The sequence below is a fragment of the Streptomyces sp. NPDC019890 genome, from assembly GCF_044903445.1.
Classification (GTDB): domain Bacteria; phylum Actinomycetota; class Actinomycetes; order Streptomycetales; family Streptomycetaceae; genus Streptomyces.
In genome coordinates this window covers 227,892-251,204 of record NZ_JBJDQK010000002.1, presented here as the reverse complement: position 1 = coordinate 251,204, position 23,313 = coordinate 227,892, and the positions used below count along the sequence as shown (strand labels likewise).

19 protein-coding genes and 1 pseudogene are annotated in these 23,313 nt (G+C 67.8%); 15 read left to right on the top strand and 5 right to left on the bottom strand.

All coding sequences use genetic code 11. From position 1 onward, the window contains the following. Positions 1-523 precede the first annotated feature (523 nt). Positions 524-904 (bottom strand): AraC family ligand binding domain-containing protein, encoded by a 381-nt coding sequence (locus tag ACI2LP_RS05575; protein ID WP_404723737.1) that lies wholly within the window; start codon positions 902-904, stop codon positions 524-526. Between the two features lie 142 nt (positions 905-1,046). On the opposite strand from ACI2LP_RS05575, the gene merB reads away from it, so the two are divergent. Both merB and ACI2LP_RS05565 read left to right on the top strand, forming a co-directional pair. Further along, complete coding sequence (merB, locus tag ACI2LP_RS05570) at positions 1,047-1,652, top strand: organomercurial lyase (protein ID WP_404723265.1); 606 nt, start codon at positions 1,047-1,049, stop codon at positions 1,650-1,652. A 57-nt stretch (positions 1,653-1,709) separates the two neighbouring features. Then, the gene (locus tag ACI2LP_RS05565) at positions 1,710-2,021 is read left to right on the top strand and encodes a hypothetical protein (RefSeq protein WP_404723264.1); all 312 of its coding nucleotides are present in this window, start codon (positions 1,710-1,712) and stop codon (positions 2,019-2,021) included. 143 nt (positions 2,022-2,164) lie between these two features. Here ACI2LP_RS05565 and ACI2LP_RS05560 read toward each other — a convergent pair whose 3' ends face one another. Beyond that, entirely contained in the window at positions 2,165-2,308 is a 144-nt protein-coding gene (locus tag ACI2LP_RS05560; protein ID WP_404723263.1) for a hypothetical protein, read from the bottom strand. Positions 2,309-2,458: 150 nt separating this feature from the next. On the opposite strand from ACI2LP_RS05560, the gene ACI2LP_RS05555 reads away from it, so the two are divergent. The 12 genes and pseudogenes from ACI2LP_RS05555 (at position 2,459) to ACI2LP_RS05500 (ending at position 16,842) form a co-directional block, all read left to right on the top strand. Next, positions 2,459-3,535, top strand: coding sequence for a medium chain dehydrogenase/reductase family protein (locus ACI2LP_RS05555; RefSeq protein WP_404723262.1), 1,077 nt, complete (start codon positions 2,459-2,461; stop codon positions 3,533-3,535). 66 nt (positions 3,536-3,601) lie between these two features. Beyond that, positions 3,602-5,428 carry a glycoside hydrolase family 15 protein gene (locus tag ACI2LP_RS05550; protein WP_404723261.1) on the top strand — a complete coding sequence of 609 codons (1,827 nt, stop codon included), beginning with the start codon at positions 3,602-3,604 and terminating at the stop codon, positions 5,426-5,428. A 764-nt stretch (positions 5,429-6,192) separates the two neighbouring features. Beyond that, positions 6,193-6,834 carry an IMP cyclohydrolase gene (locus ACI2LP_RS05545; protein WP_404723260.1) on the top strand — a complete coding sequence of 214 codons (642 nt, stop codon included), beginning with the start codon at positions 6,193-6,195 and terminating at the stop codon, positions 6,832-6,834. Positions 6,835-7,068: 234 nt separating this feature from the next. Beyond that, on the top strand, positions 7,069-7,524 hold the full coding sequence (locus ACI2LP_RS05540) for a hypothetical protein (RefSeq protein ID WP_404723259.1): 456 nt from the start codon (positions 7,069-7,071) through the stop codon (positions 7,522-7,524). A 143-nt stretch (positions 7,525-7,667) separates the two neighbouring features. Then, complete coding sequence (locus ACI2LP_RS05535; RefSeq protein WP_404723258.1) at positions 7,668-10,229, top strand: tetratricopeptide repeat protein; 2,562 nt, start codon at positions 7,668-7,670, stop codon at positions 10,227-10,229. Between the two features lie 1,161 nt (positions 10,230-11,390). Further along, positions 11,391-11,735, top strand: a complete 345-nt coding sequence (locus tag ACI2LP_RS05530; RefSeq protein WP_404723257.1) for a hypothetical protein — start codon at positions 11,391-11,393, stop codon at positions 11,733-11,735. A 920-nt stretch (positions 11,736-12,655) separates the two neighbouring features. After that, positions 12,656-12,994, top strand: a complete 339-nt coding sequence (locus ACI2LP_RS05525) for a MerR family transcriptional regulator (RefSeq protein WP_327323454.1) — start codon at positions 12,656-12,658, stop codon at positions 12,992-12,994. A 257-nt stretch (positions 12,995-13,251) separates the two neighbouring features. Then, a pseudogene (locus ACI2LP_RS05520) lies at positions 13,252-13,423 on the top strand (cold shock domain-containing protein). Between the two features lie 574 nt (positions 13,424-13,997). After that, positions 13,998-14,201 carry a cold-shock protein gene (locus ACI2LP_RS05515; protein ID WP_266516097.1) on the top strand — a complete coding sequence of 68 codons (204 nt, stop codon included), beginning with the start codon at positions 13,998-14,000 and terminating at the stop codon, positions 14,199-14,201. Between the two features lie 312 nt (positions 14,202-14,513). Continuing rightward, positions 14,514-16,025, top strand: a complete 1,512-nt coding sequence (locus ACI2LP_RS05510; protein ID WP_404723256.1) for a DEAD/DEAH box helicase — start codon at positions 14,514-14,516, stop codon at positions 16,023-16,025. Positions 16,026-16,071: 46 nt separating this feature from the next. After that, positions 16,072-16,476: a CBS domain-containing protein gene (locus tag ACI2LP_RS05505; protein ID WP_404723255.1), complete on the top strand. Its 405-nt coding sequence runs from the start codon at positions 16,072-16,074 to the stop codon at positions 16,474-16,476. A 54-nt stretch (positions 16,477-16,530) separates the two neighbouring features. After that, positions 16,531-16,842, top strand: coding sequence for an SCO5918 family protein (locus tag ACI2LP_RS05500; RefSeq protein WP_404723254.1), 312 nt, complete (start codon positions 16,531-16,533; stop codon positions 16,840-16,842). Positions 16,843-18,111: 1,269 nt separating this feature from the next. On the opposite strand, the gene ACI2LP_RS05495 is transcribed toward ACI2LP_RS05500, so the two are convergent. Further along, positions 18,112-18,927: a DUF4394 domain-containing protein gene (locus tag ACI2LP_RS05495; protein WP_404723253.1), complete on the bottom strand. Its 816-nt coding sequence runs from the start codon at positions 18,925-18,927 to the stop codon at positions 18,112-18,114. On the opposite strand from ACI2LP_RS05495, the gene ACI2LP_RS05490 reads away from it, so the two are divergent. Beyond that, the gene (locus ACI2LP_RS05490; protein ID WP_404723252.1) at positions 18,926-19,393 is read left to right on the top strand and encodes a hypothetical protein; all 468 of its coding nucleotides are present in this window, start codon (positions 18,926-18,928) and stop codon (positions 19,391-19,393) included. The genes ACI2LP_RS05495 and ACI2LP_RS05490 overlap by 2 nt on opposite strands. 264 nt (positions 19,394-19,657) lie before the next feature. Here the strand turns inward: ACI2LP_RS05490 and ACI2LP_RS05485 are convergent, their stop codons facing one another. Continuing rightward, positions 19,658-21,196, bottom strand: a complete 1,539-nt coding sequence (locus ACI2LP_RS05485) for a BTAD domain-containing putative transcriptional regulator (RefSeq protein ID WP_404723251.1) — start codon at positions 21,194-21,196, stop codon at positions 19,658-19,660. A gap of 1,158 nt (positions 21,197-22,354) precedes the next feature. Beyond that, positions 22,355-22,795: a hypothetical protein gene (locus tag ACI2LP_RS05480; protein ID WP_404723250.1), complete on the bottom strand. Its 441-nt coding sequence runs from the start codon at positions 22,793-22,795 to the stop codon at positions 22,355-22,357. Positions 22,796-23,313 lie beyond the last annotated feature (518 nt).

Genomic DNA, 23,313 nt, shown 5'->3' with positions numbered 1-23,313 from the left:
CTCATCAGGGGCGCGGATTCAGAACTTTGGGCCAACGGACTGAATCCGCTGCTCACGAGTTCAACGCCGTTACTATTGGCGTTAGTTCGAGCTGATCTGACCTGCGCAGACGTGTTAGACCCCCACCGGGGCAAGCCGCTGCAGGTGGCCTGTGTGAGCGGCTCGACGCTGAATGCGGGACGCTGGCAGGACGCAGGTAATCGGAAGTGGCTGGATGGGGACCTTCACCTACGCCACTCTGACTGTGGGCGGCGGGGTCGGTGCGATATGGCGGCGGGCCACGGGGTGCTGCGCAACATCAGGATCACCGGGCTGCCGCTGCGGCCCGAGCTGAGCGCCGGGGAAACAGCCCGTAGTGAAACGGCCCAGAGCGGACCGCCCTCACCTTCTCCAGCCCCGCGTTGGTCACGCGTGGACCGGGTCCAGGCGGCCCTCCTGGTGTGTACTGCCTCGGCCTGGTCCCGGTCGTGCTCGTGGCCGTGGCCCCCCGCCACAGCCGTGAGCCCAGCCGAAAGGGGCGGTGTCACACCCTGCTGGCCGACTGATCAAACCGATCGAATGACGCAGAGTTTCTCCACAGGCAACGCCGTGGCGCTCCGGTCTCCTCGCGCTGTGCGACAGCCGCCGCTGACGGTATGACCGTGCGCGCCCGCGATGCATGACCCGCCGACCTGACAGGAACGTCCGCGCTGCGCTCTGCCGCGGCGTCGAGGACATCCCGGAGTAGGTCCTCGCCGAGGTGCAGCATCCAGTAGCGGTACCCGTGGCGGACGGCCGACTGTCCGTCGTGCGGTTCGTCCGGATTGAACGCCATGACCAGTCCGGCCGCGCTGACGTGCCGCTCTCCCCGGCACGCGAACGACTGGGCACCGTCGTCGGTGACCCCCGCCTCCTGGAGGCGCACCCTGGACACGTTCGCCTCAACCAGCGAGGGAATCACAAAAATGACCGGGAACGTCTCAGCAGAACCAGCGAGCCTTCACGGGAGGGAGAGGGTCCGCCTGGCTGTCTATACCGGATTCGCGCGCACCGGCCGTGCTCCGGGCGTGCCGGAACTGGCCGCACTCGCCGGACTCGCCCCGGACCAGGTGCGTCAGGAACTGCGCGCCTTTCATGACAGTCATGATGTGGTCCTGGACCCGCAGGACACCGACCGTGTCGTGATGGCCCACCCCTTCGCGTCCGTGCCGCTCGGCTTCTCTGTCATGGGGGCGCACACGCTGTGGTGGGGCGGCTGCGCCTGGGACTCGTTCGCCATGCCCCATCTGCGTCAGGACGAGCCCGACGTCCTGGTCGCCACCCGCTGTCCGGCCTGCGACACCCCGCACGCCTGGGTGGTTGGCCGAGACGCACCCCCGCAAGGCAACCAGGTGGCTCATTTCCTCACTCCGATGCACCAGGCCTGGGACGATGTCGTGCACACCTGTGGCAACCAGCGCCTGTTCTGCTCTACCGACTGCGTCGACACCTGGCTGTGGGGGACGGGCCGGGAGCGTGGCTACGTCATGGATCTGGGCACCCTGTGGCGCTTCGCCAGCGACTGGTACACCGGACGCCTGGAACCGGGCTACACCCGCCGCGACCCCGCCTCCGCCACCGCCTACTTCGCCGAGGTCGGCCTGCACGGATCCTTCTGGGGACTGCCCGACTGAGGTCTCGATCAGCCTGGCGCGCCGGGGCAGGCCAGGGGGAAGCGCGGGAGTGCGCCGGTGCCCGCCGCCCGCGCCGCTGGACGTTCCGGGGTCCACGGCTGCCCGTTCGTGCGTGCCGGCCTGGAACTGCCGGCGGGGCATCCGGGGCGCCAGGTTGTACGAGGCCACAAAGCACGGTTCCGGGCACGGCTGCGCGCGCTGACGCAGGCGCTGTATGCGGCGGATCCGGCGGTGCTGGCCTCCCAATTGGTGACGTTGGCCGAGGGCGCCGCCGCCGAGTGCGTACTGCAGGGCAGTGGCCCCCCGGACCGGGCTGCCCGTGCATTGGCGATGCTCGGGATCGACGCGGCGAGGGAGGAACAGGAATGACTGCGGCGATGGGCAACCAGGTGTTGCGCCGGATCCGTTGAACAGCGGTCATCACAGGCCCGGCATGCGGAGAGGCTCACCGCGAGCAGCGTCGGCGGAACCGGCTCAGCGGGGAAAGCTCAAGCGCGTCGCTGCCTCATGGGTCAGAGGAGGTCGGCGACGCCGTCCAGGAGCCGGTCCACGTCGTCGGTGGTGTTGTAGGGGCCAGGCCCGCTCGTAGGTCGGTCCTTGAGATGCAGAGCGGTGAAGGGCTCGTGTGGGTAGAACGATCCGGCGGGTGCCACCACGTTGCGTGCGGCTGGTGGCTTGCGCCTTAGCCGCGTCGACGCGGCGACCTATCAGTGCCGCCTTCCCCTGCGGAGAGCGCCGTCCCAATGTCGGCCCGACGAATCCTGTGAGGGTATGCGAGGACGGCGCGGCCCACCTAGGCTGAAGGCATGAGGCGCGTCATCGTTGACCATTTCGGCGGGCCCGAGGTCCTGAGGGTCGTGGAGGACCAGGATCCTCGCCCGGGGTGGGGCGAGGTGTGCGTCAGGGTGCTGGCCGCAGGCGTGTCGTTCACCGATGCCCTGCTGCGCGCCGGCACGTATCTCGGCGTACCGAAGCCGCCGTTCACGCCCGGCTACGAGCTCGTCGGCGTCGTCGAGGAGCTCGGACCGGGGTGTTCGAGACTGCGAGAGGGAGACCGCATTGGTGCGCTGACGGTGTGGGGCGCCGACGCGGAGCGCGTTTGCGTGCCGGAGGCGGAGGCGGTCGAGGTGCCCGAGAACCTCGACCCGGCGGAGGTTCTGAACCTTGTCTTCACCTACATGACCGCCTACCAGCTGCTGCACCGCGTGGCGAAGGTGAAGCGCGGCGAGACGGTGCTCGTGCACGGCGCGGCCGGCAGGGTGGGCACCGCGGTCCTCGAGCTCGGAGCGCACGCCGGGCTTCACATGTACGGGACCGCATCAGCCCGCGACCGCGCCGCGGTCGAACGGCTCGGCGCGGTGGCGATCGACTACCGCAACGAGGACTTCCTGACGCGGGTGCATGGGCTTCCCGGCAGAGGCGTGGACGTCGTGCTCGACGGGCTCGGCGGTGCGCTGTCGGTTCGGTCCTTCCGCGCGCTGCGGCCCGGCGGACGGCTTGTCGTGTTCGGCCACTACGCCACGCTCGAGCACGGGCACAAGAACTGGCGGCGGTGGGCGGAGTGGTACGCGGCGACCGGGACCGTGTGGCTTTGGAGCCAGCTTTCGCCCCACCGGCAGGCACTCGCCTACCGGATCCAGAAGCTGCACGACCAACATCGCCAAGTGCTCCCCGTGGCTGGAGGTCACCGAGCACTTCCCGTGGGTGGAGGTCCCCGCGACCCGGATCAGTTCCGGGAGGACTTCCGCGCGCTGCTGGACCTGCTCCGTGAGAACAAGATCCACCCGGTCGTGGCCGAGCGCCTGCCGCTGTCCGACGCCCGTCGGGCGCACGAGATGCTCGAGCGCACGGCGGCGAAGGGAAAGCTCGTGCTCGTGCCATAAGCCGAGGAGGACGCTCGCCGATGGTGCGCGACGGCCGTGCCGGCCGAATAGCGGGAGGCGTGTCAGGTGGACTTCGGCGGGCACCACGGGGCGCGCTACCTGCCTATCGCCGAGCATGGGCTGATCGGTGACCTGCACACCGTCGCGCTCGTCGGCACCGACGGGACGATCGACTGGTACTGCTGCCCGCACTTCGACTCGCCGAGCGTCTTCGCTGCGATCCTCGACGCCGACCGCGGGGGGCTGTTCCGTATCTCGCCCGACTGTGAAGGCTGGAGCTCCAAGCAGCTCTATCTCCCCGACACCAACATCCTCATCACGCGCTTCCTGATGCCCGACGGAGTGGGCGAGGTGCAGGACTTCATGCCCCCGCCGCGTACCGGCGAGGCGGCGCACCGCCACCGCATGATCCGCCGGATACTCGCCGTGCGCGGGCAGATGCGCTTCGTTGTCGACGTCGCCCCGCGCTTCGACTATGCGCGTGCCCGTCACGAGGTCGCGCTCACTCCGCACGGCGCGCTTTTCCGCTCCCCCGAGCTGGAGCTCGGCCTCTCGACGCGCGGCCCCCTCGAGATCGTGAACGGCGGCGACGTCCGCGCCTGCATCACCGTACGGGCCGGGGAGACGGCCACGTTCGTGCTCGACCGCGTCGAGCAAGGCGAGACACAGGTGCCGTACTCCGATGCCGACATCGCCGCCGAGTTCGACGCCACCGTGGCGTTCTGGCGCCGGTGGCTGGGTGGCTCGCACTACAGCGGGCGCTGGCGCGAGACGGTGCACCGTTCGGCGCTCACGCTCAAGCTGCTCACATACGCGCCCACCGGTGCGATCGTGGCCGCTCCCACGACCAGTCTGCCGGAGGAGCTGGGTGGCGCACGCAACTGGGACTACCGCTACACGTGGATGCGCGACGCCGCCTTCTCGCTCTACGCGCTGCTCAGGCTCGGGTTCACAGAGGAGGCTGGCGCGTTCATGAAGTGGCTGGAGGGGCGCTTCCGCTACGCGGCCGACTGCGAGTCGGGCCCACTCCAGATCATGTACGGCATCGACGGGCGCGAGGACCTGCCCGAGGAGGAGCTCTCCCACCTGGAGGGCTACATGGGCTCGGCGCCGGTGCGGATCGGCAACGGGGCGGCGACCCAGCTGCAGCTCGACATCTACGGCGAGCTGATGGACTCCGTATACCTCAGCAACAAGTACGGGCTGCCTCTGTACCACGACGGCTGGATGGAGCTCACCCGCAACATCGAGTGGCTGATGGACCACTGGGACCAGCCCGACGAGGGGATCTGGGAGACGCGCGGCGGCCGCCGAAACTACACGTACTCGCGGCTGATGAGCTGGGTCGCCGTCGAGCGCGCGATCCGGGTCGCCCGCCAGCGCGGCCTGCCCGCCGACCTCCCCCGCTGGATGGCGGTCCGGGACACCATCTACCACCAGATCATCGACCGCGGCTGGCACACCGCCCGCCGGGCCTTCGTCCAGCACTACGACACCGACATGCTCGACGCCTCCCTGCTGCTCATGCCCCTGTGCAAGTTCGTCGCGCCCACCGACCCGCGCTGGATCTCCACGCTCGACGCCATCACCGCGGAGCTGGTTTCCGACAGCCTCGTCTACCGCTACAACGTGGAAGCGTCGCCCGACGGGCTCGCCGGCAAGGAGGCGACCTTCTCGATGTGCTCCTTCTGGTGGGTGGAGGCGCTCGCCCGCGCCGGACGGCTTGACGAGGCACGGCTGGCCTTCGAGAAGATGCTCACCTACGCGAACCACGTCGGGCTGTACTCGGAGGAGATCGGCCCGACGGGCGAGCAACTCGGCAACTTCCCCCAGGCCTTCACTCACCTGGCGCTGATCAGCGCCGCCTACAACCTGGACCGCCAGCTCGGGTGAGCGCCGGCGAGTTCGCGGTCCTCGGCGGCGCGGTCAAGGCCGCTTACCGTCACCCTCCGCCCGTGCCAGGCGAGTTGCATGACGGCCGACTCTTCGACAAGGCATCGAAGTCTGGGGTGGGAGTGCGGGCCGCCCTTCCCGCCGAGCTGCTCGACGAGGTAACGCGTCACCGCCCGCGTGGAGCTGATCCACCACCACACACCAGTGATCGTGACCGCGGCTTCGCCTGCCTACAGGAGCGGCCGCAGAGGCTCCGCCCTCTGAGTGCCGGTGCGCCTCTGCGCGTTGGAAGGGGAATCCGCTGCGGTTGTGTTCGTGACCCTTTCCCGAGCTGGCCCGACGCGGTTCCGTGGTGGTCAAGCCCGTCCATCCTGGGCCGTTCGGGACGCGTTCGGGACACAAGGACAGGAACATCCTGACAAAACCCGAGGAGCATCGACACGGTGTACGCGCTCTGACCTGTGAAAACGCCAAGGATGAGCAAGGACCGGCAAGGGCCGCCAAGATCCCCAAAGGACTCATAATCCGTCGGCCGTGGGTTCGAGTCCCACCCGCCCCACCATCTAGGGCCCTGACCTGCGGAAACGTTACTTCTTGGGTCGGGGCCTGAAACTTTGCCTCAGCGGAGAAGATCCGCTGCTCAGGACTTCGGCGCGTGACATGTCCGCGGTGGGCGGGCCGTGTGTGACCTGCGATGAGGCGCCGCTCCAGTGCTGGCTGAACGATGCGCTGAGGGACAATCACTACCCAGGTCGCGGCGTGCTGTGGTGCAGAACCGGCGACGGCACCCTGCTCGTGCCTACTTCCTCACCGGGCGGAGTCCCGCTTCCCAGGCCCGCACCCTGCGCCGGACCGTCGGTGGCGACCTGATCGTCGCCGCTTCGGATGCGCGCGAGCACGACCATCTCCGGCACTACATCGCTGCCCGTCAGAGCGGGGACTGGATGGTCTTCGGCAACGGGGAACAGGTCGCCACTGTCGCCGACCGTCTCACTTCGGGGCAGGCTCCGATCCTGGCCCTGGACGAGCTGGACTACGAACCAGACCCGCCGATCTTCACTCCCCGCCTGACGGTGATCGCGGGCAACCACGAGGGCGGTCGGGCCTGGTTCGGCGCCGCCCGGCACAGCGCCGGAAACCGCACAACCACCAATCGGCTCACCCTGCACGTCAGCGACCTGGCTCCTGGTGAGGGAGTGCTCATGACGACCTATCACTCGAACGGGCAAGAGATCGCCACCGGCACCCCGTTCATGGAGGTCCGGACAACCGCCGGCAATCGCACCGACCTGCTGGACGAGCTGTGGTCGGTTCTGCCGCCCGAACTCCGTATTGCTGCGGCGGCCTTCGTGCCTGGAGGGCTCACGAGTGCCGACATCCGGCAAGCATCAGAGGCCCGCGCCTGACGTTTGTCCGGCGCCAAGTCCGATGGCTCGGCGCCTGAGCTTCAGCGAGATCCGCTTCAGGAAGCAGGCACGGGCCTCACGCCATGCGAGGACCGGGGGAATTAGGCGATCGTCCACCGCAGCCTCAGCATCTGTGAAGCATGTCTGCAGGGCCGGTTGTCTGGGCTGACGCCCAGCGCATCGGTACGCTCGGTGCTGAGTCTGTTGCGGTGCGGTGTGCTTCGAGGGGGAAACATGCTGGATCAGACGTTGGTTGCGTTGGCGTCAGCGGCCGGGGCTGCCGTGGCTTCTGCTGCTGGCACGGACGCGTGGCAGGGCTTTCGCCAACGTGTGGCCCGAGTCTTCGGCCGTCCGGAAGGGACTGAGGCCCGGGTGCTCTTGGAACGGCTCGACCGCGCCGCCGCCGAGTTGGAGAGTGCCGAGCCAGACGAGATTGAACAGGTCCGTGCAAGGGTGGTGGCCGCTTGGCAGACGCGTTTTCACGACATTCTGGAGGATGTCGGTGCGGCGGGTCGCGTCGAAGTGGTCCAGCATCTCAGTGAGTCTGTCCGGCATGCGCACCAGCTTGTGCCCGGCGTGTCGGTCGGTGACGGTGGGCTTGCCATAGAGGGGACAGTCGACATTCGTGCTGACCGGGGGTCTGCTGCTGCGGGTGTGATGGGGGACGTGACGATCGGAAACCCTCTGTAGCGGGGCCCGGGCCACAGCTGACGCCTCCCGGACTCGCCCCGGTACACCCGAATTTCACGAACCTTTCGATCAGTGCGCACCATCACAGCGTTGCCGCTCACAGCATCAACCGCTTCCACTACTACGCAGCACCCCCAGCACCGATGTCGTGGCCGCATCTGGCCGGCGTGGTTCCTCGACAAGCCGAGTGCTTCCAACACCGCGGCGCGGTGGAGGCACTGGAACGGGCGGTAGCTGGTGGCGGGACCGCCGTATTGTGCCAAGTCCTCTCCGGGACAGGCGGTGTCGGTAAAACCCAGCTAGCTGCGCACTATGCCCGCCGTATTTGGCAAGAAGGGGCGGTGGATCTGCTGGTATGGGTCACCGCGTCGAGCCGAGAGTCAATCGTTAGCTCCTACAGCCAGCTGGGGGCATGTGTGACAGCAGCGGACTCAAGCGATCCTGAGCAGGCTGCTTCCTCCTTTCTGGCATGGGCCGAGACGACCGATCGCCGATGGCTGATCGTGCTCGATGACCTGGCCGATCCCGGTGACCTCCGCGGCCTTTGGCCGCCCGCCAATCCTTGTGGCCAGGTGCTGATCACCACCCGTCGGCGTGACGCAGCCCTCGGCGGTCGAAGTCGCGTCCGTATCGATGTAGGTCTATTCACTCCCGCCGAGGCTGCGAGCTACTTGATCGCCCAACTGGCTGCGTTTGGTCGCCGGGACGACGCCGTGCAGATTGCCGGTCTCGCCGCCGACTTGGGTCACCTGCCGCTCGCCCTCGCCCAGGCAGCGGCCTACCTAGTGGATCTCGGTCTCGACTGTGCGGAATACCGTGCGCAGCTTGCTGATCGGACCCGGGCTCTCGCCGATTTGGTTCCGGACGACAGCGGTCTGCCCGACGACCATCGTGCGGCCCTGCAGGCCACGTGGTCGTTGTCTGTCGAACACGCGGATCGGCTACGCCCTTCAGGCCTGGCTCGCCCCATGCTGCACCTCGCGAGCGTGTTGGATGCCAACGGGATCCCCGTGGCTGTGCTGACCAGCCCTCCAGTTCTGCGCTACTTGACCGACCACCGATCCGTCGGTTCGAACGGACAGTCCGGACTCGTCGGCGCCGAGGAGGCGGCCAGGGCACTGCGGTGCCTGGACAGGCTCAGCCTGGCCGACCACATGACCGACAGCGCCCATCCGCGAGTCCGCGTCCATGGCCTCATTCAGCGCACCACTCGTGAGACTCTGCCATCTTCCGTGCAGGACAGCGTTGTTGTCGCCTGTGCTGACGCTCTCACCGCCTCTTGGCCCAAGGCCGAGGGCGATCCAGCTCTCGCGCAGACACTGCGAGCCAACGCTGAAGCCCTGATTTCTCACGCAGGTACTGTGCTGTGGAGTACCGGCTGCCACCCCGTGCTCATTCGCGCCGGCGAGAGCCTGGGCCTCACAGGCCTGGCGAGCGCGGCGCGGACGTACTTCCAAGATCTCTACGCCGCCGCCTGTCAACACCTGGACCAAGATCACGCGGACGCATTTACAATCCGGCACTACCTGATCACGTGGCAGGGAGAGACAGGGGACCTGACAAGCGCCAGGGCCGGCTTCGTCGGACTACTGGCCGATCGGCTGCGTACGCTCGGCCCAGACCACCCAGACACTCTGGCCACCCGCGGCGACATGGCCGCCTTGCAGGGGCGGGCGGGTGACCCCGTTGGGGCCGGTGAGGCCTCCAGCGCGGTGCTGAAGGACTCATTGCGGGTCCTTGGCCCTGAGCACAGCCAGACCATCACCGCCCGACTCAATGTGGCCCATTGGACTGGAGCAGCAGGCAATCCTGCCGATGCTGTGACAGCGTGCGAACAATTGCTTGCTGACACTTCCCGGCTGCTGGGACCTGACCACCTCAAGACTCGGGCCGTACGCCTCCATATGGCCATCTGGAGAGGTGAAGCAGGAGATCCGGCAGGCGCCGCTGCCGACTTCGAGCGCCTTCTGACTGATCAGCTGAGAGTGTTGGGGTCTGATCACCCCCAGACTCTGAGCACCCGCCACGATCTGGCACGTTGGCGTGGGAAAGCCGGGGATCCCGAGACGGCTGTGTCCGATTTCGAACTACTTCTGGTCGATCAGCTGCGTGTGCTGGGTCCCGACCACCCTGACACGCTCACGACTCGCCACGATCTGGCCTCCTGGCGCGGAGAGAGCGGCGACGCACGCAGCGCAGTCAGCGCCCTGGAACAGTTGTTGGTGGATCGGCTGCGTGTGTTGGGTCCGGACCACCCTGACACCCTGACCACCCGTGCGAATCTTGCCTACTGGCGGGGAAAAGACGGGGATCCGGCAGGTGCGGTCGTCGCGACATCAGAACTGCTGGATGACCGGCTCCGCGTCCTCGGTCCGGACCACCCTGACACGCTGACCACTCGTCATAATCTCGCACGGTGGCGAGCAGAGGCAGGGGATCCAGCAGGTGCAGTTGTCGCCGAGTCAGAACTGCTTGCTGATCGGCTGCGCGTGTTGGGGCCTGAACATCCACACACTTTCTCGGCCCGCCACCATCTCGCGCAGTGGACTGGTCGGGCTGGCGACCCTGCCGGCGCAGCTTCGGCTCTTGCGCAGTTGCTCGCCGATCAGTTGCGTGTGCTTGGCCCCAATCACCCCGACACCGTTGCTACAGGAGGCAGTCTTGCCTTTTGGAAGGCGGAATTGGAGCATGGGGATCCGTTGTAACCAGTACGGCGATAAGACAGTGAGCACCTGAAGGCGGCGACTGCGCCCGCGTAACCGGGTCAGCCGTCTGCCTCACAGCCGAAGACGAATAATCCGCAGTCCTCCCGCGGACGGGGCGAAGTTTTCATGCGTCGGTAAGGCACTCCGCTGCCCGCGTGCATGTGCGCCCGCCACTGCCTGTGGCGACCCGCGGATTGGCTACCCACCACGCGGCTGAAGGGACGCTGTTTGGACGCGGTGTGGACACAAGCATCTGCACAGACCTGCAAAGCATGCTTGAGAGGCACAAGCAATACGGACGCTGACCTGCGAAAACGCCACAGATCTGAGCAGAAATGCAAAGGCCGTCACGATCACCAAAGGACTCATAATCCGTCGGCCGTGGGTTCGAGTCCCACCCGCCCCACCACAGCAGTGCCCTGACCTGCAGAAACGTCCCTCTTGGGGCGTTGGGGCGCGAACTCGGGCCCCAACGGAGAGAATCCGCTGCTCACGGCTTTGGAGCGTAGTGCAGCTCCTGTTGCTCGCGGAGTAGTAGAGGACATCTCTGACCTGCGGTGATGTCGGCGATCAAGGTCGTTGCTGGCTGGAGGGACTGCCTCTGTCGGGCTGGAATTCAAGATCGAGGGGACGTACAGGGGACGCGGGGTGTCGGTGGTGGCCTCGCGACCGTCTCGTGTGCCCGTTCTGGGGGTGTTCCGGCGGGTGCTGCGTGGTCGTCTTGAGATGCCGTCGAGCAAGATCACCTTCGCGGGGCTGCTCGCCTCCGGCATTGGTACTCAAGCGGGAGCAGACGAGGGGGCTGGGCCTGAAGCAGCCCGAACGAAAATAGCCCGAACTGAAAACGGTCCGGCTGGCCGTTGCTGACGCGCAGTTCCACCCGCCCGTCACGAAATCGCCGCTCCTACGTCAGCCGCCTGGCCGCTCTCCATGGGCTGGACACCCACGCCCTCTGGATCGCAGTCACCCGTTCGGAACCGCCTGGTCCGCCCGCCGGGTTCCCATCCCCGAACGACTCGCCGCGCTGACCGGCCGCGGCGTTCACGCCCTAGCCGGAGCCTTGCCGGAACTGCGCGAACCCGTCACCGGGCTGGGCGATGTTTCCGCCACGCGCCGCAGGCCGGCTGCCACCTCTGCGATGCCCGTCACCGCGGTGGCCGGGTGGTCCCGCTCCTGCCGGACCACACTTACGTCTGTCTGCGGCACAACACCTGGATCGGCCCGCCCGACCTCGACCAGCCGGCCGTCGATCTCGCTCAGCTTCCGGAGGTCGTCGACGCCCAGCGCCGGCACCTGCGCATCATGCAGCGTTACGGCTGGGAAGCGACCTACGGCGCGGTGCTGAGCGCCCTCATGATCTGCGCGCACATCTGGGCCGACGGACGTCTGCCGGGCGAGACGTTCCACTCCTGGTACACCTGGGACAGCCGGACGCACACCCTCATCCCCTTCGATCACGGCCCGGTCCTGTCTGCCCGGTGCTTTGTGCCGGCTGCGGCGCGTTAACCGCACGAAGCCCCGGCTGTAGAGCGTGCCTGGCGGATCATCCACGCAGTCAGGCGGGGAAACTGTGGTGCTCGCGGAGTCGAGGCCGGGGTAACGGCGCTGCTCGGAGCGGGTGCCCCCGGCTGGAGTGGGCAGCCGCGTGCCTCTTCTGTGGTCGAGGTCGACTATCTATCTGACCAGCGCACAGAAATCTATGACGGCCGGAGTAGACATTGGGGGATGGCGTGGTTAGGGTTTCTCTCGTAGCCGAGATCAAGCAAGGCCCGGCAGAAACGAACTGCCGGGCAGCAGTGCACGCAGTTCGCAGGACGGTGCGGTGGTGGAGTTCCGAAGCCAGGGTTGTTGCAGGACGGCGACGGGACTGGCGACCGGACCGGGCGCCCGCAGTGATCAGGGGCCGCCGTGAGCAGTACCGCAGTGGCAATACCCGTAAGTGCAGTTCGAAGTACTCAGCAGTGAAGTCAGTGAGCAGCACCTCGGTGAAGGCGTCGGCTGCGGACGCGCGCACCGGGAAGTTCGGCAGTGGGGTTCTAAGCCAGAGCAGATGCAGGACGGGCGACGGGGCTGGCTGCCGAAGAGTGGCGCTGTTCGAGGCCACGAGCAGTTCGCAGTACCAGCAGCAGTACGCAGTTCCGCAGTTCCAGTTTGGTAAGTAGCTCATTCAGAGGGAAGAACGGAGGAGTTGAGCGCCATCAGGATCGCCCGGGCGAATCTTGAGCCCGGGTACCGCAGGACATCGATAGTGAGGTGGTCTCCGGTCAGGCAACCGCGATCCCCGCGCCCCCGACAGCATCTCGGTCGGGTCTGCGGAAACAGAAGGCCGGCGCAGTACCAGGGCCGGCAGATGGTGTAGCAGTTCCTTCGGGGCCCTGGTGCCATATGGCACCAGGGCCCCTCCACGCGTTCCACAGAGAGGTGCAATGACAGCAGACGACTCGTTCAGCCGTCTCGATGACGACGACTACCCCGCCTACACCATGGGCCGGGCCGCCGAGATGCTCGGCACCACCCAGGGCTTCCTCCGCGCCCTCGGCGAAGCCCGCCTGATCACCCCGCTCCGCTCCGCGGGCGGACACCGCCGCTACTCCCGCTACCAGCTGCGCATCGCGGCCCGCGCGCGTGAGCTCGTCGACCAGGGCACCCCCATCGAGGCTGCCTGCCGCATCGTCATCCTCGAAGACCAGCTCGAAGAAGCCCAGCGCATCAATGCCGAATACCGCCGTGCCGCCGAGTCGGTGAATTCACCACCCGCGGTCTGAGGTGGCGCGCGCCCGCCCGGTACCGGCGGGTCCCGCACACGCGGGGTGTGGGCGCATGGGTCGCTTCCTGTGGTGACAGGGTGTGCGGGGTTTAGCGTCTGGTCAGCTGTCATGGTTCGGAAGTTCCCCTTCGCCCACGTTTGGCGTGGGCATTCTGCTGTGCTGTGCCGCCGGAAACAGGGGCGATCACCTCCGCCTTCCGCATGTCGTGGGAGGCGTTCATCGACTGGAAGGCATGAGACACGGCTACGGGAACTGTGGAATGGTTCAACGCCGAGAGGGCTTCGCCTTCATCGCCCAGGGCGGCGGCGCGGACTCCGCGATCAACTCGTCGTGCTTCCGTGAGCTCCAGGAAGGCCAGGCCGTGACGTTTTTGATGTCACTTAAGGCCCGAAAGGCCCCCAGGCCGACAACATCAACCCAGCCTGACATCCTTCCCGCCCGCGTTCGGACAGCAGGGCCTGCCCCGGGGCAGGCCCTGCTGTCCGACGGGTTCACCCGAACAGCTGGCGCCGGCCTTCAGGCGACGGTGGCGGGATCTGGGGGGCGCACGGGATCAGGGCCGCGCAGCAACAGCTGCGCGGCCCTGATCTTGTCGGGACCGGCGTACGGGCCGATGAGGCCGGCGCAGGGCTGAACGGTACGGATCGTGCCACCGAAATAGTCGTGTCCTCCGAGCCGTGAAGGGCGACCGCTCTTGAAACGCTGTGCTCCGGGTGGATCAATATCTATGACCGCGAGGCTAGGGTTTAACGCGCCACGCGGGGAGTGTTTTTACCGCAACTAACAGATTGGAATTATTTACCGTACGCGGGCCACTACCGCATGCTACTGTCGATCTCAGTTGCAGTTGTGGTTCCCAAAACTTCAAGCGCCTTCGCCGGTATTTCAGCCACTGGAAGCGTTTGCGTATTGCCGGTCATTTTCCGGACGGGGCATCATCGCGACGACCCGGTATCCGCGCATCGCGGGTCCCGGCGTACTGCCCCAAAGGAGATATGACATGGCGTCAGGCACCGTGAAGTGGTTCAACGCAGCCAAGGGTTTCGGCTTCATCGAGCAGGACGGTGGCGGCCCTGACGTGTTCGCCCACTTCTCGAACATCGCCGCCCAGGGTTTCCGTGAGCTGCTCGAAGGCCAGAAGGTCACCTTCGACATCGCGCCGGGCCAGAAGGGCCCGACGGCCGAGAACATCGTTCTCGCCTGACGCTGACGCGCACTTTGTAGCTGGGGCCCGCATCCTTCGGGGTGCGGGCCCCAGCTGCGGGCATTTCCCGCAGTGGTGCCACCTGTGGGACAACACCGCCCCTTCCTCAGGGATGCGCGCCTCTACGGAGCTGCACCCGTCGACGTCCGGGATTTCACGTCCACATGACGTCACCCATTTCATTGCCTGCACCCCGCACCAGATTCACTGCAAACCAGATTCGCATTCTATTCGGCCCGTTCTTGTGATTCCCCGCGCTGCTCTTCCGCTGCGGGAATTCCTTGATACGTGCCGTATCAAGGAAGGTTCTCAATGAACCCCACACGTACGAACCACCGCTCCTCCCGCCCCCGCCACACCGACGGCCCCGCTTTCGGCTCCGGCGCCCGTTTGGGGCGGGGCGGCCGCTTCGGCTCGCCCGCCCCGAGCCGTTCAGGGGGTCCGAGCCGCTCTGGCGGCCACGGCCGGCGGCCCGCAGCGGTCCAGGGCGAGTTCGCCCTGCCGGAGACGATCACTCCCGCGCTGCCCGCGGTCGAGGCGTTTGCGGACCTCGACATGCCCGAGCAGTTGCTGGCCGCGCTCACCGCGCAGGGCGTGAGCGTCCCGTTCCCGATCCAGGGCGCGACGCTGCCCAACACCCTCGCGGGCCGCGACGCCCTGGGACGCGGGCGCACCGGTTCCGGCAAGACCCTCGCCTTCGGCCTGGCCCTGCTGGCCCGTACCGCCGGACAGCGCGCCGAGCCCCGCCAGCCGCTGGCCCTGATCCTTGTTCCCACCCGCGAGCTGGCGCAGCAGGTGACCGACGCACTCACCCCCTACGCCCGCTCGGTCAAGCTGCGCCTGGCCACCGTCGTCGGCGGAATGTCGATCGGCAGGCAGGCCAATGCGCTGCGCGTTGGCGCCGAGGTCGTCGTCGCGACGCCGGGCCGCCTCAAGGACCTCATCGACCGCGGTGACTGCCGACTGAACCAGGTCGCGATCACCGTCCTGGACGAGGCCGATCAGATGGCCGACATGGGCTTCATGCCCCAGGTCACCTCGCTCTTGGACCAGGTCCGCCCCGAGGGCCAGCGGATGCTGTTCTCCGCCACCCTCGACCGCAACGTCGACCGGCTGGTCCGCCGCTACCTCACCGATCCGGTCGTCCACTCCGTCGACCCGTCCGCAGGCGCGGTCACCACGATGGAGCATCACGTGCTGCACGTCCACGGCGCCGACAAGCACCGGACGACGACGGAGATCGCGGCGCGCGAGGGCCGGGTGATCATGTTCCTGGACACCAAGCACGCCGTCGACCGGCTGACGCAGGACCTGCTGAACAGCGGTGTCCGGGCCGCCGCCCTGCACGGCGGGAAGTCGCAGCCGCTGCGCACCCGGACCCTGGCCCAGTTCAAGACCGGGCACGTCACCGTGCTCGTCGCGACGAACGTCGCGGCGCGCGGCATCCACGTCGACAACCTCGACCTCGTCGTCAACGTCGACCCGCCGACCGACCACAAGGACTACCTCCACCGCGGCGGCCGTACCGCGCGGGCCGGCGAGTCCGGCAGCGTCGTCACCCTGGTCACCCCCAACCAGCGCCGCGACATGACCCGCCTCATGACGGCCGTCGGCATCGTGCCCCAGACCACCCAGGTCCGCTCCGGCGAAGAGGCACTCAGCCAGATCACCGGCGCCCAGACCCCCTCCGGCATCCCCGTGACGATCACCGCGCCGGTGGCCGAACGGCGTAAGCGCAGCGCGGCCTCACGCGGCCGACGCAGCCCCGCTTCGGCTGCCCGGCGCGTGACCGTGCGACAGTCCTCCTTCGATGCGGCGGCCTAGAACCTTCGTGATCAGGAAACTGACCCATCTCTGCAGGAGGCACGTTTTGACGCTGGTTCAGATGCAGCCCCGCTCGGCGAATGCCACCCCCCTACACAGGACGGCGGCCGACGCCATGGACACAGGCGCACCGCAGGTCTGCGACGACATGACCATCGAGGTCGCCCTGTCCGTCATGGACAGCGCCCGCACCGGGCACCTGCTCGTCTGCGACAACGACGGCCTGTGCACCCAACTGGTCACCCAGGCCCAGCTCGCCGCAGTCCGCGACAGCTCCGCGTACACGGACCGGGTCCAGCTGCGCGACATCCTCGGCGACCGTCGGCCGTTCACCTCGCCCGTGACCACGATGGCCGCGGCCGAGCACGCGATGCGCTGCCGCCGCCTCGATGCCCCGCCTGTCGTCGACGAACAAGGCAGTGCTCTGAGCGTCCTCGCCCTTGCCGGCTGAACCGCCTCACCGCGGCAGAACCATCCCCCTTCGTTCTTCTCCTTGTGAGGCATCATGCGCTGTGTCATCGCCCGCTTCCCGTTCGACCTCACCAAGAGCGGCGTCCTGGAATCGATGAAGGGCATCAAGCCCGAGCAGGTCTTCGGCGAGTCCGTGATCATCGGCCGCCGCACCTACCCCGTCAAGCAGGTCGGCCAGGTCGTCACACGCCAGGACCGCCGCGATTTCAGCGCCGGCGAAGTCCTCCGGGCCATGACCCAGCTCGGCTTCACCTGCCGCGGCCTTCCCCAGGCCGCCGCGCCCACGCGCGTCCTCAACCCGTTCCAACAGGCTTCCGCGATGCTCGGCGCCCCCGCGGTCGTCTGACCGACGGGCAGGCGCGAGCCGCCACAAAAACAGCGGTGAGGGCCCGATCGGCATGCGCCGGTCGGGCCCTCAACATCGGCATCGTGCTCTTCGGGGCCGATCTGGCCTTCATCGCCGTGCGATGGTCCCGGTGCTCCGGTCGCCACCCCATCCGATAGCCCTGGCGGAAACTCATCGTGGCCGGCACCAGGGAGGCCTGGCCGCCCGCGACATGTTGCCCAAACCCCGAGCAACAGCATCGAGTTCCTCGCGCGCCTGCTCGACGTCAGCGCCCGCTGCGCGCAGGTTCGATCCGCTTCGGCGAGCTGGGGCGACGTAAGCCCGGTGCCTCACGGCAGCTCCCAGGGAGCTGCCAGGGGACATAGAGGGGACACAAGGACCCGCACAGATCTGCAAGCATCGAGCAAGACCATCGGCGCACACCTCATCTGACCGGCAAGAACGCCAGGAATCAGACTAGAAATGCGAAGGCCGTCACGATCACCAAAGGACTCATAATCCGTCGGCCGTGGGTTCGAGTCCCACCCGCCCCACCACAGTAGTGCCCTGACCTGCGGAAACGTTCTTCCCGGAGCGTTGGTACGCGAAGTAGGGCTCAACGGAGAGAATCCGCTGCTCATGCCGTTGAGTCCTTGTGCAGCCTGCGCGGCCCGAAGAGTGGCCGACTTCTCTGACCTGCGGCGATGTAAGCGATCAAGGCTGTGGCTGGCTTACCCGGCGGCCGCTGACGGTCTTGAATGCAAGATCGAGGGGACGCACAGGGGACGCGGGGTGTCGGCAGCGGTTCCGCGATCTCGTCCCGTGGTACCCAGTGCGTTGTCGGGGTTGGCTGCCCTCTCCGGTGTTTCGGCGGGGCGCCACCGGTCGTGTTGGGGTTGCCAGACCGGGCAAGACCCCCTTCGCAGGGCTGCTCGCCTCGGCGTTGGTGCGCGACGGTTCGGTCGGCGACGGTCCTGGGCAACGGTTCGAACCGGAAACGGTCCGGCGGGGATACAAGCAGCGATGGGGGCTCAGTTCGCGAGGGGGCGGGAACGGGCCGGCGCCCGTGTAACGCAACTCTTATGCCCACGTGGGCTGGGCGAGCCCGTCGGCCGCTTTCTTGCGTATAGATGTGGGAGGGGCGCAGTGCGCGCTGGAATCGTCTGACTGGCTCCCGAAGCGTCGGGTTGTTCGCTGGGACCGGTGGTGCCCCAAGGGTGGTGAACCCGCCCCGGGGGGTGTGGGTTGGGGAGCGGGTTTACCATTACCGGTCGGTGGACCGGAAGTGTGTCAGTTCGTGTCGAGTGCGATGGCTATGTCGGTTATGGGCAGTGGGAACTGCCCCACGCTGGCCGTGGCCCCGGTGAACAGGTTGACGCTGTAGAGCGTTGCCGAGCCACTCGCCGAAGTGAGAGTGGCGAAAGCCGACACCGAGGTCGTCTTGCCGCTGGTCAGGTCGCTGAAGATGTCAAAGCCCGCATTGCGGCCCGCGTCCACGCCGAGCGCGCCGGTCGGGGCCAGCGTGCCGCTGTTGGCCGGTGACTGGATGACGGCTTGGTCCGTGGCCGTGTTGATGTCGAACAGCGTGGTCGCGGTGTCCGCGTTCAAGTCGTTATTCGTGTAGGCAGCGGCGGTGACGCCCCTGGTCGGCCCGGTCGCCGGCGGAGTAGTCAGTGTGGTGTCCTCGGTCGTGGTGCCGTCGGCGAGGTTGTGACGCAGGTTCTGGCCGTTGTCGCTGATCACCCGCAGCCGGTCGGCCGCAGGGTTGAAGTCGACCCCGAAGTTCGTGCCGTACAGCGGAACACTGAGCTGGGAGACCTTGGTGACAACCACGTACGTGGTCACTGGCGGGGTCTTGATCGTGTAGATGCCGCCTTGGTTGCCGACGCCGTACATGAGGGCGTTCTGCACGCGGAAGTCGATCCCGATCAAGGCGGTGTCGTCACTGAGCCCGGTGACGGCCCTGACCCAGTCGAGCACCTGGGGTCTGTCGGTGGTGAACGTGGCCATTAACGTGCCGTCACTCGAGATCCCGAACGCCCGCAGGCTGTCGGCCTGGGCCTGGGCCCAGCTGTTGCTCGGGGCTCCCACAACGAGTGCCGCCATGGCGGATGCGACCGCGACCGCCGCAGCCATTCTCTTTTTGATCCCTGCTTTCATCGGTTCTTCCCTCCCGGTCAGCGTGTGGCGTGATAAAGGCATTGCGGCATGGTCCGCTTGGCTGAACCATCAGCCGGCGACCACAAGCTATTTGGCAGGACTGGACATCCACTGGACGGTGATTGAAATATTCACATCGGCGTCTTGCGGGCATTCGACGGAGGCGGAAGATTGGGAACACACCACCCGAATCGACCCGGGTAACGCGAGGACAATCAAACGTACGGTGACGTCGCTTGCGGTTTGCGCGGCGGTGTCGCCGCAGCCCCACCACCCCGCCCGAAGCCACGAGCCGGTCGAGTTGACCGTCCCGGAGATCCGCCACCTGCTCGCAGCCGCCCTCAACCGACCGGCCTGCCTGGTCACCGGCAGCGTGCTCCCGCTGATGAATGCCGAGCAGGCGGCGCGATAGCCGCCGTTGTCGCACTCCACGTCCACCGTCAGGGCGTTGGCAGCGGCCGAGGCCGGCGAGGCGACCGCGCCGGAGAGCGCGAGCAGCAACGGGCGGCGACCAGGGCCGGGGAACGCAGTCTTCGCAGTCTTCGTCGCATGTCGGCCTCTCCCTTGGGTGACCGGGTCAGCGACCAGTCCGGCCGCGTCGACTGGACACCTGCTGGAACACCGCCTCCACCGCCGCGCGCCGGACGCCGCCCGCGTCCAGGAGATCCAGTCGCCGCTACCGGTCGGCCAGCTCCGTCACCAGGTCCGCCAGTCGCAGCGACGGGCGGGCGACGGCGAGCTCGGCTGCGACCCGGAGCGCCAGCGGAAGCCGTTCACACTGTTCGGCCAGGGCGGCGGCCGGCCCCGGCTCGGTTTCGACCCGCGCGCCGATGAGCGACCGCAGCAGGGCGACCGCGTCGGGCAGCGGGAGCGGGCCCAGGCCGATGCGGCGGGCGCCGTGCAGGGCTACCAGGCCGGCCAGGTTGTCCCGGCTGGTGACCACGACGGTGCAGGACGGCGAGCCGGGAAGCAGCGGGCGGACCTGCTCCTCGGACAGGGCGTTGTCCAGGACCACCAGCATCCGCCGGTCGGCGATCTCGGTCCGGTAGCGGCAAGCGCGGTCGTCGACGTCGAGCGGGATCACGTCACCCAGAACCCCGAGGACGCTGAGGAACCGGGTGAGGGCGTCACCGGGCGGTATGGGGTGGTCCGGATCGTAGCCGCGCAGGTTGATGTAGAGCTGGCCGTCGGGAAACCGGTGCCGCGTCCGGTGCGCCCAGTGGACGGCCAGCGCGGTCTTCCCCACCCCGGCCGTGCCGGAGACCACCGAGACGGCCACCGCCGTCAGGCTTCCCTCCGCTCCGGCCAGCAGCCGGTCGAGGGCCGACAGCTCCGTGTCCCGGCCGGAGAAGTCGGGCACATCCGCGGGCAACTGCGCGGGGAGCGCGCCGGCGACGCTCACCGGAACCGGGCCGGTGGTCGCGTTCTGGTCGGGGACATGCCCGTGGCCGGGAGTAGCAGGCCTGGTGCGGCGGCGCAGCACGGAGACATAGGCCTCGGACAGCTCGGGGCCGGGGTCGACGCCGAGTTCATCGCCCAGCAGGCGGCGGCTTCGCCGGTAGACGGCGACCGCTTGGTCGCGTCGCCCGACGGCCTCGTACGCCCGGATGAGCCGGGCCTGGGCGCCCTCGTCCAGTGGCTGTGCGGCCGCGGCCTCCTCCAGGACGGGGAGCACGCTGGGACTCTTTCCCGCCGCGATCATGGCTTCGCCGTACTGGGCCACTACGCCACGACGCTCCCCGGCCAGCGCGACGACCATCAGGTTGGCGGCGAGGAACGGCAGGTCGGCGAGGGGCGGCTGCTGCCACAGCCCGAGGGCGTCGGCCAGCAGCGCCGCGGCCCGCTCCTGGCCGCCATCCCGCCGTGCGGTCTCCGCCGCGGCGACCAGGGCCCGGAAGCGCAGCAGATCGATGACGTCGTACGGAACGCGCAGCGCGTAGCCGTCGCCGAGCCGGGGCAGCACCGCGCTGGGGGCGCGCGGCGGCCGCCCCGGCTCCAACAGCCGGCGCAAGTGCTTGATGTGCGTCTGGATGACGTTCGACGCGCTCGCCGGGGGCCGCTCGCCCCACAAGGCGTCCGCGAGCCCGGAGAACGGCAGCTGCTGTCCACGGGACACGGCCAGCAGGGCGAGAATTGCACGGCGCTGCGGCGAGCCGAGGTCGAGGCGTGTGCCGTCCCGCCAGACACAGACCGGCCCGAGTACCTGAATGCGCATGAGCCCCCCGCCTCGCTGTTCCACGCCTCCCTCACCCTTCCCTCATCAGCGGCATATCCGGAAGGCCCATTCCGGCCCAGTGCCGCACAGCCGCCATTGCAGCCGCCAGCCGTTCAATGCCTGTCCAATCGCCGTCCAGTGGGGGTTGCGAGCGTGATGGTGCGCATCGGCATCACAATGCGCACGAGAGACGCAGGTCATGTCCCGATCCCTGCGCAGCCAGCTGGCCGCGCTGCTGGTGAGCGTGTTCGCCCTCATCGGCCTGGCCATAGTCCCGGCGAGAGCCGACGCCTCCGCCACGTCCACCTACCTCAGCGCGATCAACTTCAACGGCTACGGCCGCACCTTCACTGTCTCGGGGCACGCCGAAGCCACGTCGGTCCAGGACGGCGGCAGCCCGTCAGGCTGGTCCTGCAGGGCGGGCGGCGTGAACCGCCCTCTGCCGATCACCGACGCCTGCCGCTACCAGTTCTCAGAGCTGGTCTCCGCGGCTCCCTCGTATCCGAGGACGCGGCGAACGCAGGCCCCCTCAAGCGGTCATGCTGGGCGGACATCAGCGTCCGTCTGGCCCGCGGCGGCATGTGCAGGTCGCGGAGCTACAGCGGGGCGAACAACTCCGGCGGCAAACGTCGACGGCTGGCTCTGCGAGGCCGGCACCAACGACGTCAGGCTCAGTCTGAACGAGGCCTGCAAGTGCTCGGATTCCGCCGATTCGCGAAAAGAGCACGCGGATGGGGCCCCTAAGGATTGATGCGGCCCTTCTCGGGATGCATCCGCCACGGAGTGGCCGCATCCCAGACCGCAGCCCTTCAGGTCAAGGCAGGCGGACCCGACCGACCTGCCGGTCGTGGTCGCTGAGCCCATTGGCGGAATGCGATTTGAGGTGGACGACGTCGTAGCTGTCGCCCTTGGGACGAGGCTGATTGGATCAAGGGGGCCTGCATCTCTGGCGGCATCAGCCTCGCCTCGTCATGCACGCCTGCGGGGCGCCGTTCGGCCTCTGCCAAGGTGCTGCGGCTCGCCGTCCCCGGGTCGGCAGTCTTTGGCGTGGTACCAGCGTGCGTGGACACGTGTGCTGGAGGTGCAGTCGTTCGTCTTGTGCTCGGTGCCTGCGCCGGCCGGGGGGCACACACGGCGAGCGGCGACGTCAATGCGGGCTCACGGACAGGCAACAGCGAGCGCAAATAGCGGCGGTAGCTCTCGACGATGAGTTCGCTGGTCGCTAGCGCATCCAGGGTGTGGCTCATCCGCAACGCTGAGACGGAAGTCGTAGGGGAACAGGACCACGTTCGCGTTCGGGTTGCGGTGATCGGGATGCCCTGTGTCCATCACCACCCCGGGCAAGGCCTGAAGGGCCGCCCTCTGGCGCTCATAGCCCGGGACAACGGTCCACCCGGGCAGTAACCGCTTCGATCGGATCAGCCCGACCGGTCGCAAAGGCTCGTCCACCGCCAGCCGGCCCGGTCGCAACAGCAGACCGGCAATGTCGCCGAACCCCGCATCCCACACTGTCTCGGCGGACTTCTTGCCCACCGCCGGCCGCTCCAGCACGCTGCCACCAATACCGGGCAGCACGTACACCAGATGCTTGCGCCCCATCCCCGCCCCCGCTCTCCTCTCGGCCCGAAGCCCGAGCCGAAACCTTCCCCCGCTGCCCCACCCCTGGGCAAGGCCACAGACAGGCTCCGCACGACAAGCCCACGACGCGCCGCCAATCACCGAACGGGCAGACACACAAAGGGAGTTCCGGAAATATCACGCATTCGAACACCGCGACAGCGTTCCGTGCTCAATTAGCCCGAATAGGTGGCGAGCGTCTGCCGTGGCCCCGGCCGGTGGGACCCCTCGGCCCCGGCTTCGAGCACGATCACCGGGCGGACGGGCTCTGGCGCTGGAGATTGCGGAACAGGCCCGACCAACCCTGCCCCGATAGCCGCAATCGGGCGCGGGCATCTCCAGGACGTTTTGTCGGATCGCGGCTGCTGGGCCAAGTGCTGAGGGCGTCGTCCCAGTCGGCGAGCCAGCCCCTATGGCTTGCTTGACCTCGCTGCGGCAGGTCTGCGGGCTGCCGGAGTGTCGGGGTGGCCACTGTCTCAAGCCCTCACTGACAACGCCTT

Bases quoted from the DNA above. Each gene is read 5' to 3' on its own strand.
- ACI2LP_RS05535 (WP_404723258.1), top strand. From the start codon at position 7,668: ATGTCGTGGCCGCATCTGGCCGGCGTGGTTCCTCGACAAGCCGAGTGC.
- ACI2LP_RS05525 (WP_327323454.1), top strand. From the start codon at position 12,656: ATGACAGCAGACGACTCGTTCAGCCGTCTCGATGACGACGACTACCCC.
- ACI2LP_RS05510 (WP_404723256.1), top strand. From the start codon at position 14,514: ATGAACCCCACACGTACGAACCACCGCTCCTCCCGCCCCCGCCACACC.
- ACI2LP_RS05490 (WP_404723252.1), top strand. From the start codon at position 18,926: ATGGCGGATGCGACCGCGACCGCCGCAGCCATTCTCTTTTTGATCCCT.
- ACI2LP_RS05540 (WP_404723259.1), top strand. From the start codon at position 7,069: ATGCTGGATCAGACGTTGGTTGCGTTGGCGTCAGCGGCCGGGGCTGCC.
- ACI2LP_RS05480 (WP_404723250.1), bottom strand. From the start codon at position 22,795: ATGGGGCGCAAGCATCTGGTGTACGTGCTGCCCGGTATTGGTGGCAGC.
- ACI2LP_RS05495 (WP_404723253.1), bottom strand. From the start codon at position 18,927: ATGGCGGCACTCGTTGTGGGAGCCCCGAGCAACAGCTGGGCCCAGGCC.
- ACI2LP_RS05555 (WP_404723262.1), top strand. From the start codon at position 2,459: ATGAGGCGCGTCATCGTTGACCATTTCGGCGGGCCCGAGGTCCTGAGG.
- ACI2LP_RS05500 (WP_404723254.1), top strand. From the start codon at position 16,531: ATGCGCTGTGTCATCGCCCGCTTCCCGTTCGACCTCACCAAGAGCGGC.
- ACI2LP_RS05485 (WP_404723251.1), bottom strand. From the start codon at position 21,196: ATGCGCATTCAGGTACTCGGGCCGGTCTGTGTCTGGCGGGACGGCACA.
- ACI2LP_RS05515 (WP_266516097.1), top strand. From the start codon at position 13,998: ATGGCGTCAGGCACCGTGAAGTGGTTCAACGCAGCCAAGGGTTTCGGC.